This window comes from Pseudomonas sp. SDO5522_S412, assembly GCF_054071215.1.
On the sequence record NZ_JBSVWQ010000193.1, the window covers coordinates 1 to 10,462 of the forward strand.

General features: G+C 64.9%; 8 protein-coding genes. 1 reads left to right on the forward strand and 7 read right to left on the reverse strand.

All coding sequences use genetic code 11. The features are described from left to right. Nucleotides 1-89 precede the first annotated feature (89 nt). From ACW9I6_RS25940 to ACW9I6_RS25970, 7 genes are all read right to left on the reverse strand, one after another. Nucleotides 90-1,232 carry an LLM class flavin-dependent oxidoreductase gene (locus ACW9I6_RS25940; protein ID WP_003218626.1) on the reverse strand — a complete coding sequence of 381 codons (1,143 nt, stop codon included), beginning with the start codon at nucleotides 1,230-1,232 and terminating at the stop codon, nucleotides 90-92. Then, nucleotides 1,222-2,214, reverse strand: coding sequence for an LLM class flavin-dependent oxidoreductase (locus ACW9I6_RS25945; protein ID WP_457340001.1), 993 nt, complete (start codon nucleotides 2,212-2,214; stop codon nucleotides 1,222-1,224). The genes ACW9I6_RS25940 and ACW9I6_RS25945 overlap by 11 nt, the downstream gene beginning before the upstream one ends. Nucleotides 2,215-2,373: 159 nt before the next feature. Then, nucleotides 2,374-3,360 carry an LLM class flavin-dependent oxidoreductase gene (locus ACW9I6_RS25950; RefSeq protein WP_177055655.1) on the reverse strand — a complete coding sequence of 329 codons (987 nt, stop codon included), beginning with the start codon at nucleotides 3,358-3,360 and terminating at the stop codon, nucleotides 2,374-2,376. Then, nucleotides 3,357-4,346: an LLM class flavin-dependent oxidoreductase gene (locus tag ACW9I6_RS25955; RefSeq protein WP_177048862.1), complete on the reverse strand. Its 990-nt coding sequence runs from the start codon at nucleotides 4,344-4,346 to the stop codon at nucleotides 3,357-3,359. Before ACW9I6_RS25955 ends, ACW9I6_RS25950 begins: the two co-directional genes overlap by 4 nt. After that, a complete protein-coding gene (locus tag ACW9I6_RS25960) occupies nucleotides 4,343-5,260 on the reverse strand; it encodes a 5'/3'-nucleotidase SurE (protein WP_003218619.1) in 918 nt (305 codons plus the stop codon). Before ACW9I6_RS25960 ends, ACW9I6_RS25955 begins: the two co-directional genes overlap by 4 nt. Continuing rightward, a complete protein-coding gene (locus ACW9I6_RS25965; RefSeq protein ID WP_008430347.1) occupies nucleotides 5,257-6,594 on the reverse strand; it encodes an LLM class flavin-dependent oxidoreductase in 1,338 nt (445 codons plus the stop codon). Before ACW9I6_RS25965 ends, ACW9I6_RS25960 begins: the two co-directional genes overlap by 4 nt. A 58-nt stretch (nucleotides 6,595-6,652) precedes the next feature. Further along, nucleotides 6,653-9,091: a TonB-dependent receptor plug domain-containing protein gene (locus tag ACW9I6_RS25970; protein WP_003218616.1), complete on the reverse strand. Its 2,439-nt coding sequence runs from the start codon at nucleotides 9,089-9,091 to the stop codon at nucleotides 6,653-6,655. Between the two features lie 306 nt (nucleotides 9,092-9,397). Here ACW9I6_RS25970 and ACW9I6_RS25975 point away from each other — a divergent pair, with 306 nt between their 5' ends. Beyond that, the gene (locus ACW9I6_RS25975; RefSeq protein WP_003218615.1) at nucleotides 9,398-10,390 is read left to right on the forward strand and encodes a P1 family peptidase; all 993 of its coding nucleotides are present in this window, start codon (nucleotides 9,398-9,400) and stop codon (nucleotides 10,388-10,390) included. Nucleotides 10,391-10,462 lie beyond the last annotated feature (72 nt).

Here is a 10,462-nt window from a genome sequence, read left to right on the forward strand (position 1 = left end):
TTTTGCTTACTTTTGCGCTTTTCAAAAGTGAGCCGCTGTAAGAGCGGAACCAATATCAGCCATAACCGAAGAAACGGATATGTACTCAATCAACCCCGACCCACCTCAACATCCCTCCCCGAAGCCCCAATCCTGCGCAACAAAGGCAACACCTCCGCCCCCACATGAATCGACTCTTCCAGATGCGGAAACCCCGAGAGAATAAAGCTGTCCACCCCAAGCTGGTGATACTCCTCGATCCGCTCCGCCACCCGCTCATAACTCCCCACCAGCGCGGTCCCGGCCCCGCCCCGTACCAGGCCCACACCGGCCCAGAGGTTGGCCGAAACCTCCAGCTCCCGCGCCCCACGCCCACGGCCTTTCATCAACTCGGTCTGGCGACTCTGCCCCACCGATTCATACTTGGCCATCTGCCGCTGCGCCTGGTCAATGGCGTCCTTGGGTATCTCCTCCAACAGCCGCTCCACATGCGCCCAGGCCGCCTCGTCAGTGCGATCGGCAAAGATGTGCAAGCGCAACCCAAAGCGCAACGTCCGCCCCTGCATCGCGGCCAACTCACGCATCCGCAGCACCCGCTCGGCAATCATCGCCGGCGGCTCACACCACATCAGGTACGTCTGCCCATGGGCAGCCCCCACCTGCTCGGCAGCCTCGGAGGCACCCCCAAAATAGATCGCCGGCACCTCGGCCCCAGGCGCCACCGGCGTGTTGATCCCACTGCGGTAGTAGCGCCCCGGATGCGCCGGCTGCTTGCCAGCCCACACCGCCTGGAACACCTGCAAAAACTCCGCAGTACGCGCATAACGCTCATCGTGTTCGAGAAAATCCCCCAACGAACGCTGCTCAAAACGGCTGGACCCCGTCACCACATGCAACGCCAGGCGATTCTCGCTGAGCAATTGCAAGGTCGCCGCACGGTGGGCGGTATAGGCCGGCAGCTCCATGCCTGGTCGCAACGTCAGGAGGAATTTAAGCCGCCGCACCTCCTGGGCCAGCACCGCGGTAATCAGCCACGGATCCTCGAAACCGCTGGCGGTGGGCACCATGATTCCGTCGAACCCGGCCTGTTCGGTAGCCCGCACGATCTGGCGCAGGTAATCGAGGGTGGGGGCACGTTCGCCTTGCTGGAACAGCCCGACCTTGGGCAGGCCGCTGCTGGTGAGGTGGCGGCCGTCGCCATTGGTGGGCAGGAACCAGTCGAGCTGGATCGGGGGGCGAACCTCAGTGTTCATGGTGCAGGCGCTCCTTGCGCAGGCCGTGTTGAAAAAGCAGCGGCAGGATCTGTTCACCAAAGCGCAGCACTTCGCCGACCGCCGGGCCGCCTTGCAGGATGATGTGGCCAAGGCCCAGGCCGTGCAGTTCCTGCAGGCGCGTGGCGATTTGGCGGGGCGTGCCCACCAGGATCAACGGTTGGCCAGGGTGCAGTTGCAGCAGGTTCGGGTGGATCTCCCACTGGCGCAACGGGTGACGGTCGCGGGGCACGGTGGCGATGCGGTGCTTGGGCAGGTCCTGGGTCGGCAGCAGGGCGGCGGCGGTTTCCCAGGCCAGGTCCTCGCTGTCGCCGATGACCAGGCCGAAGGTACAGGCAAAGGCCAGGCCCGGCTGAAGCTGGCGCCAGCGTTGTATTTCCTGGGCCAGCCACTGCGGATGCCCAGGCCGCAACAGGCAGACCTGGGCGTGGCCGGCCACCAGCGCGTGGCTTTGGCTGTCGTCCAGCACCAGTGGCGGGGCGGGCAGTTCGCGGCGGGCGACGCCGGCGTTTTCCAGTTGGAAATAGCGGCCTTGATAATCCAGGCCGCCGTCATTCGGTGCCAGCAGTTGTTGGAGAATCTCCAGGTATTCGCCGATGCGTTCGCTGCGCTGGTCGCGGTTCAGCCATTCGCCAAACGCACTGCGCAGGCTGCCTTGTTCGCCGTCGGGCAAGTGCAGGCGCACCCGGTGGCTGCTGATCGATTGCAGGCTTTGCAGGGTGGTGGCCAGGGCCGCCGGCAGCATGACTTCCGGCGGTACGCTCACCGACAATTGCACCCGTCGGGTGTGGGCGCATAACGCCGCCGCCACACCGAGGCTGTCGGCACACAGCGCGCCGCCGGGGATCCACAGGCCGTCGATGCCGGCGTATTCCACCGCCTGGGCCAGCTGGATCCACTGCCCCGGCCGCGCCGCCCAGTCGGGGGTACAGAGGGGCATCAACCAACTGAATTCAAGGGGCATACACGGGCTCCATAGTTTGGCATCAGCATCACGCGTCGTCGTAGCAGCTGTCGAGCCCCGGCGAGGCTGCGTTCGCGGTGTATCTGACACACCGCTACGCAGCCTCGTTTCACTCGACAGCTGCTACGGGAGCTGACGCTTTCAGGGCGTTTGATCATCCTACTCTCGTCCTCGCCATCCGAGGGCCGGGGCGATGTCCCGGGCGATGATTTCCAGGCGCTTGAGGATCTGCGCCTGGGTCGAGCTTTCGGCCTGGACCACGGCGATCACGTAGTCAGCATAGGGCAGCAGGGACGGGTCCTGTTGCAGGCTGGCGATCACTTCGTCGGGATGGCCGTGGTGCACGTTCATCAGGCGCAGGTGCTCCTGCAGGTCCACGGCTTGATCAATCAGACCTTCGCGTTGCAGGCGCGGGATGTGGCGCTCGATATCCACCGCCAGTTCCGCTTGGGCACTGGCGCGATCCGCTGCCGGGAAAATTGCCCGCACCACGCCGATTCTCGGTGGGCGATCGGTGCGGGTCCAGGCATTCAAGTAGGCATCGGCCAGGGGTTTTTGCACCGTCAGCGGATCGTGGGTGGCGGTGCCCAGCAGCAAGCCGTTGCCCTGGCTGGCGGTGTATGCCGCGCCTTCGAGGCTGCCGTGGGAGTGCCACAAGCGGCTGCTCAAGCCAGTTGCTGGCGGTTGCAGGGTCAGCGCGCTGTGGGGCGTCAATGCCTCGCCGTCGAGTAACTGCTGGACCTGCTGCTGGTGTTCGCTGAAATCGACCTGGCGTTGCACGGCATCACGGCCAAACGCGCTGAAATTGTCGAGGTTGGCGCCGCCGCTGCCCAGGCCCAATTGCACCCGGCCGCCGCTGAGGGCATCGAGCACACTGGCGTCTTCCGCCAGGCGGATCGGGTCTTCGAAAGGCAGCACGATCACCCCGGTGCCCAGTTCGATATGCCGGGTTCGCTCGGCCACCGCCGCCAGCAATACCAGCGGAGACGGCAGCCGGCCAAAGCCATTGCTCAGGTGGTGCTGGGCAATCCAGCCACCGTCGAAACCGAGGGCTTCGGCGACTTCGAATTGTTCGATCAGGTCGCGGTAGACCTGCTGTGGATCGTCGCCAAAGGCGTGGCTGAGAAAGCCCAGTTTGAAGCTCATGTCAGGGTTCCTTGGGGCAGTGTCGGTTGCCAGCCGAGGGCCGGGGCGATCTGTTCGCGGATGATTTCCAGGGCACGGATCGCCTCCCGCAGCGGGGTGCTGGCGGTCTGTACTTGCAGCACCAGGTGGTCGTTGGCCGTCAGGCTCGGGCCTTGCTGCAACTGCTCGATGATCTGCTCGACCGGGCCGTGCAGGATGCCGAGGCGCCTGAGGGTGGCGTCGAAATCATCATCCACCGGCGCCTTGTACACGCCGATGCTCTGTTGGCGTTGCACGTAGGCCTGGATATCGTTGCGCGTGGCGGCGTCCGGGTTCGGGATCAGCGCCTGTACCCGGGTGACACGGGGCGGGGTGCCGTTGTCACCGGTCCAGGCGTTGCGATAGCGCTTGACCAGTTCTACCCCGGCTTCGGGCGGCAGGTGCGGGTTGGGCGCCATGATCAGGCCGTGGCCGCGCTCGGCCACCCGTTCCACCCGTGAGGTGGCTTCCCAGATTCGCTGCCCAAGGCCGGCTGCCCGTGGCAACAGGCGCGAGCCGCTGTCGGTCAGGGGGGCGTTGCCCAGGGCATGGATCAACTGTTGCAGGTGCTGCTCATAATCGCGGTGGCGCGCCTCAGGCTCACGACCGAATGCGGTGAACGTGTCGGGATCAAAACCCGCACCCAGGCCCAGCTCCAGCCGGCCATTGCTCAACAGGTCCAGCACCGAGGCGTCTTCCGCCAGGCGCAGCGGCGCTTCCTGGGGCAACACGATAATCCCGGTGCCCAGGCTGATCCGCCGGGTGCGCTGGGCGATGGCGGCAAGCAATACCAGGGGCGAGGGCAGGCGGCCGTTTTCGCTGGCGAAGTGGTGCTGCGCCACCCAGCCACTGTCAAAGCCCAGCTCTTCGGCGACCTTGAACAACTCCACGGTGTCGCGGTAGACCTTGGGCTCGAAGCCGGGGCTGTAGACGCGGCTGAGAAACCCCAGGGAAAAACGCGAACTCATGGCTGCACCTCGCGGGCCAGTTGTTTTTGCAGGGCGGGGCCGGCGTTGATCGACTCCGGCAGGCCGCTGAACGGGCTGATGGTCAAGTAACCCTTGTTGAGCCATACCGCCTCATCCTGCTTCTGCTGCTCGGCGGTGGCGGCGGGGCTGTACTGGAAGCCGATGCCGGGTTTGCCCGGCAGCTTGAATTGCTTGAGGTCGTCGGTGTACACCGCTTCAAAGCCCACGTAGCTGCCGATGCGGGTGAGTTTCACGCCCTTGATCCGTGGGTCTTTTGGCAGGTTGATATTCAGGCCCAGGCCCTTGGGCAAGAGCGCGCCGTCGGGCTGGCGATGCTGGTCCAGGGCATTGACCAGTTTCGCCACCAGTTGCGCCGCGCGTTGTGGGTCTGCCTCCTTCAAATCGGTGCTGACCGCCAGCGCCGGAATGCCCGCCTGCACCGCGACACTGGCGACGTTGAACGTGCCGGAAGCGCTGTTGATCGCCCCCAGGTTATTCCCGGGGTTGGGGCCGACGATCACCAGGTCGGGGTGGGGCATGACTTTTTTCAGGCCCATCAGCAAGGCCATCACCGGCGTGCCGCTGATTTCGATCTGCACGTCTTTGCCGGCGCATTCGGGGCTCTGGCACACGCCGTTTTCAGTGGTGCTGATGTAGTAACTGTCGGGGTAGGCCGGGTCGTCGTCATGGCCAACGGTGACTTCGCGACCAAAGAAAAACGCACCGCCCCGTGCGCTCTGGTCGGCCTGCGGTGCGGCAATCCGCACCGTATGCCCCTGGGCCTTGAGCTCGGTGTACAGGGCGCGAATATTGGGGTGCTGATAACCGTCGTCGTTGCTCAGCAAAATGTTCAGGGCAAAGGCCTTCGAGACGAACAGGCTGCCGACTGCCAGCATCCATGCGCTGCGCTTCATGGTGTAACTCCCTGGGTAAAGCGATTGGCCGGGCGCGGCAGGCCGAGGTTTTCCCGCAGGGTGGTGCCTTCGTATTCGGTGCGGAACAGCCCGCGTTGCTGCAGCAGTGGAATCACCTGCTCGACGAACAGGTCGATGCCGCCCGGGAAGTACGGGAAGAACACGTTAAACCCGTCACAGGCACGGGCTTCGAACCACTGCTCGAAGAAGTCGGCAATGTCTTCGGCGGTGCCGATTACCGGGTTGCCGGCGGTCAGGTGCAGGTACAGCTGGCGGATGCTCAGGTTCTGGCTGCGGGCCAGTTCCAGCAGTTTGTCGCGACGGCTGCCGCGCTGGCCTACCGGGGTTTCCGGCAGCGGGCCGTCGAGGTCGTAGCCCGACAGGTCGATGTCATCGCCCAGGGTGTCGGCCAGGAAACGCAGGCCCAGCACCGGGTCCACCAGGGCCTGGAACTCTTCGAACAGCGCCTGGGCCTGTTCGCGGGTTTCGCCGATAAACGGGGTGACACCGGGCAGGATCTTGATGTGGTCGGGGTCACGGCCAAAGGCGGCGGCGCGTTGCTTGATGTCTTGATAGAAAGCCTGGGCGCCGGCCAGGTCATGGTTGACCGCAAAAATCAGCTCGGCAACGCGGGCGGCGAGGGCCTTGCCGGGTTCCGACGCACCGGCCTGTACCAGCACCGGATGGCCCTGTGGAGGGCGGGCGACGTTGAGTGGGCCACGCACGGAAAAATGTTCGCCGCGATGATTCAGGGTGTGCAGTTTGGCCGGGTCGAAATATTCCCCGCTGGCCTTGTCGCGGGTGAAGGCGTCGTCGTCCCAGCTGTCCCACAGGCCCTTGACCACATCGTGGAATTCTTCGGCGCGCTGGTAGCGGTCGCCATGGTCGATATGGGTTTCGCGGCCGAAGTTCCAGGCCTCATCCGAGACCACCGAGGTCACCAGGTTCCAGGCGGCGCGGCCCTTGGACAGGTGATCGAGGGAGGCAAACTTGCGGGCGATATGGTACGGCTCGTTGTAGCTGGTGGTGGCGGTGGCGATCAGGCCGATGTTGCTGGTGACGGCTGCCAAAGCGGCCATCAGGGTCAAGGGCTCGAAGTGCTCGGCGCGGGCAGTGCGGCTGAGGGCGTCGTGATGATGGCCCCACAGGGCAACTACGTCGGCGACGAACAAGGCGTCGAATTTGCCGCGCTCGGCGGTTTGCGCGATGTGTTTGAAGTGCTCGAAATCCAGGCTGGCATCCGCCTGGGCCAGGGGATGGCGCCAGGCCGATACATGGTGGCCGCTGTTGGCCAGGAAAGCCCCCAGCTTGAGTTGATCGGTACGTCGGGTCATGGGCAGGCTCCCGCAAAAGGTCAGGCGCAGGGCCGGCGAACCGGCCCCGCGGGCTGGGTCAGAAGGCGTACGTCACGCCGGTGTACCAATAGCCACCGGTGGTGCCGTAAGGCGAAAAGGTACCGTACGGGAAGCCGCCGGAACTGCTTACCAGGTCGGTGCGTTTCGGGTACTTGTTGAACAGGTTGTTGGCCCCCGCATTCAGGGTCACGGCCTTGGTCAGGTGGTAGTCGATGTTCAGGTCGGTGATCCAGGTCGGCGCGAAGTTGCGGTCGTAGATCTCGGCGGTGCCGTACTCGGTGTAGGAGCCGTAGCGGGTCAGGTTGAGGCTGGTTTCAACCTTGTCGTAGGTCCAGGTGGTGCCCAGCAGCAGCTTGGATTGCGGCAAGCCGTACTTGAGGTTGCCCTGGCGCTGGCGGTCATAGCCACCGTCCGGGCCGAGGGCCTGGGCGGCCACGGTCGAGGCGTGGATCGAGTCGATCTGGGTGGTGTTCCAGTTGAAGCCGGCGCTGTATTTCAGGCTGCCATAGGCACCGATGTCCTGGCGGTAGTCGCCCACCAGATCGACGCCGCGGGTGGTGGTGTCGAGGGCGTTGGTGAAGTAGGTCACCGCCTGGTTCGGGTTGAGCCCGGCGGCGGCGAGGATCGCGCTGATTTGCGGCGTGCCGCCCAGGTAACCGGTCTGGGCGATGCGGTCCTTGATCACGATCTGGTAGGCATCCAGGGTGATGTTGGTGTTGTCAGTGGGTTGCAGGGTCAGCCCGATGCTGTAGTTGGTCGACTTTTCAGGCTTGAGGGTGGTCGCGCCCAGGGCCTTGGCCACATCGGAGTTCACCGCCACGTTGCGGTAGTCGAACAGTTGCCCGTTGACGCTGGTTTGCGAGGTGGAGCTGTAGATCTGCTGGGCCAGGGACGGTGCGCGGAACCCGGTGCTGACGGTGCCGCGCAAGGCCAGGATCGGGGTCAGCTGGTAGCGGGTGGAGAACTTGCCGTTGGTGGTGGTGCCCGAGCCGTCGTTGTAGTGCTCGTAGCGCCCGGCCAGGTCCACGTGCCATTTGTCGGTGAGGTCCTGGCCGATCTCGCCGTAGCCCGCGAGGCTGATGCGGCTTTTTTCGGCGGCGTCGGCCGGGGTGGTACCGGCACCGGAAATGGTCCCGGGTGGAATGATCGCGCCGTTGGCACCGGTGTCGAACGGCCCGCTGGCGTAGGAGGCGAGGTCACCCTTGCCGATCTTGTAGTCTTCGTAGCGCTGTTCCAGGCCCCAGGAAATCTGCGTCGGCTTGTACAGGCCGAGGTCGAAGGCGCGGGTCAGGTCGAGGTTGTTGGTCCATTGGCTGAAGGTTTTTACGCCGGTGTCGACCGAGGTCGGTGAGTTCGGGCCGTAGCTCAGGTTGTAGGTGTCGGTGAGGGTGGCCCGGGCATGGTCCTGGCCGTAGGTGCTCGACAGGTCATAGTCCCAGCCGGCGGCCTGGCCCTTGCCGCCAAACGCCACCTGGAAGTCGTCTTCGATGAAGCGCAGGTTGTCTTCGATACCTTCCGGGTACGGGGTCTGGATGCCGTTGAACGACGGCGGCTGGTGGAATGCCAGGGGCTTTTCCGAGTTGCGGTGGGTGTAGGTTGAGAACGAGTACAGGGTCAGCGCGTCGGCGACCGGCAGCTCGGCGTTGTAGCCGAGGCTGAAGTTCTTCGCCTCGGGCAAGCCGGTGCCGTAGTAGGTGTGGCGTTGGCTGGTGTTGCCTGCACTGTCGGTGTACGGCGCCGCATCGGAACGGTCCGAGACGTCCTGTTTCTTCACGTCCAGGGCGAGGTTGATGAAACCGTCGTTGGGCAGGGCCAGGCCGACATTGCCGGTTTGACGCACGGTTTCGCCGTCGCCGTTTTCATAGTTCTGGCCGTAGGTGGTGGACAAGCTGCCGCCGTGGTCGGTTTGCTTGAGCACGATGTTGATCACGCCGCCGATGGCGTCCGACCCGTATTGCGCCGAGGCGCCGTCACGCAGGACTTCGATGTGATCCACCAGGGCGGTGGGGATCATGTCCAGGTCCACCGGTTGCGAGCCGGAGTTGAGGGAGGTGGCGTTGTTCAGCAGCGCGCTGTTGTGGCGGCGCTTGCCGTTGACCAGCACCAGCACCTGGTCGCCGTTCAAGCCGCGCAGGCTGATGGGGCGCACGATCGAGGTCGAACCGAAGCCCGACGAGGCCGGCTGGTTGAGGGACGGCAGCACCTTGCTCAAGGCACGGGTCAGGTCGCCCTGGCCGGTGGCGAGCAACTGCTTGGAAGAAATCACGTCCACCGGCGCCGGGCTGTCGGCCAGGGTGCGGGCCTGGCCACGGTTGCCGATGACCACGACGGTGTCCAGGGGGTTGTCGCTGGCCGGGGCGTCGGCGGCGAGGGTCAGGCTGCTGTAGCTGACGGCCTCGCACACGGCGAGGAACAACAGGGTATGGGCGAAAGCCTTGCCGGGTTGGCGGCGGCCTGCGGCGCGTGATGGATTCATGATGTGCAACACTCCAGTGTGGTTAGGCAACGGGCCTTGTTCGAGGACGGCTTGTTAAGTTCAAGCTCTGGTGGAGGCAGGAGAGCAAAGGCTGTGCCATCGCTGAAAAGTCTTGGATAACAAGGAGTTGTTGGAGGGTTTGCGGGGCGGGTGGTGTTTTTCTAACAGGCGGGAGGGCAGGGTGTTGGTTTTTGTGCAGGGGATTTTTTCGCGAAGCTGCTAGCGTACGCTGGGCCGGGGGAGCGCCTCCTTGGCACACCCCTTGCTCTCCCCACGCCATACCTAAACCCAAGGAAGCTTTTCTGTATGCCTAGACCTGGCCCGCGCAACGCCCTCACTGATATTCCCGGCCTGGAGGTTGGCCACGCCACAGACCTGTACGCCGACACCGGCGTCACGGTGATCCGCCCGGATGGTTTCTGGACTGCCAGTATCGACATTCGCGGTGGAGGCCCAGGTGGTCGCGAAACCGCGGCGCTGGAGCCGGAGAACATGGTGGGCCAGCTGCACGCGCTGGTGTTTGCCGGTGGCTCGGTGTTTGGCCTGGCGGCGGCGGATGCGGTGGCGGCGAAGTTGTCCCAGGACCAGGTGGGGTTGCATTTGAAGCCGGGTGCGCCGGCGATTCCTATCGTGCCGGCGGCGGTGTTGCATGATTTGGCGAATGGCGGGGACAAGGATTGGGGCCTGGAGCCACCTTACCGGCGGCTGGGGTTTGAGGCGCTGGCCAATGCCGGTCCGGAGTTTGAGCTGGGCTCTGTCGGGGCCGGGCGTGGGGCCATGGCCGGGGTGCTGAAAGGCGGGCTGGGGACGGCGTCCCTGGATTTGGGCGATGGGTTGGTGGTTGCCGCGTTGGTGGTGGCTAACCCGATTGGTTCGGTCTACATGCCGGATGGCGAGACGTTCTGGGCGTGGCCCTGGGAGGTGGCGGGGGAGTTTGGCGGGGCGCGGCCGGTGACGGAGATGGATTGCAGTGATCCGATGCCGGAGTTGTCGCGGCTGGATTCCATGGGGCGTCTGCAAGCGGGGGCCAATACCACGCTGGTGGTGGTGGCGAGTACGGCGCGGTTGACGGTGGCGGAGTGCAAGCGGGTGGCGATCATGGCGCAGGACGGGATTGCCCGGGCGGTGCGGCCGGCGCATTTGCCGTTTGATGGGGATACGGTGTTTGCTCTGGCCTCTGGGGCGGTGGAGGTGGCGGATGGGCCTCGGCGGCAGGTGGAGATTGGGCGGATTGGGTCGGCGGCGGCTGATTGTGTGGCTCGGTCGATTGCTCGGGGGGTGTTTGCTGCGCGGGGTTAGGGTGGGGTGTATATCCGTTACTCCGCGGGCCGCCGCGACGGGCCATCCATGGCCCGGCGCGGCTAAACCGGC

Excerpts from the sequence above, each read along its gene's own strand:
- ACW9I6_RS25940 (WP_003218626.1), bottom strand. The coding sequence starts at position 1,232 with ATGAACACTGAGGTTCGCCCCCCGATCCAGCTCGACTGGTTCCTGCCC.
- ACW9I6_RS25945 (WP_457340001.1), bottom strand. The coding sequence starts at position 2,214 with ATGCCCCTTGAATTCAGTTGGTTGATGCCCCTCTGTACCCCCGACTGG.
- ACW9I6_RS25950 (WP_177055655.1), bottom strand. The coding sequence starts at position 3,360 with ATGAGCTTCAAACTGGGCTTTCTCAGCCACGCCTTTGGCGACGATCCA.
- ACW9I6_RS25955 (WP_177048862.1), bottom strand. The coding sequence starts at position 4,346 with ATGAGTTCGCGTTTTTCCCTGGGGTTTCTCAGCCGCGTCTACAGCCCC.
- ACW9I6_RS25960 (WP_003218619.1), bottom strand. The coding sequence starts at position 5,260 with ATGAAGCGCAGCGCATGGATGCTGGCAGTCGGCAGCCTGTTCGTCTCG.
- ACW9I6_RS25965 (WP_008430347.1), bottom strand. The coding sequence starts at position 6,594 with ATGACCCGACGTACCGATCAACTCAAGCTGGGGGCTTTCCTGGCCAAC.
- ACW9I6_RS25970 (WP_003218616.1), bottom strand. The coding sequence starts at position 9,091 with ATGAATCCATCACGCGCCGCAGGCCGCCGCCAACCCGGCAAGGCTTTC.
- ACW9I6_RS25975 (WP_003218615.1), top strand. The coding sequence starts at position 9,398 with ATGCCTAGACCTGGCCCGCGCAACGCCCTCACTGATATTCCCGGCCTG.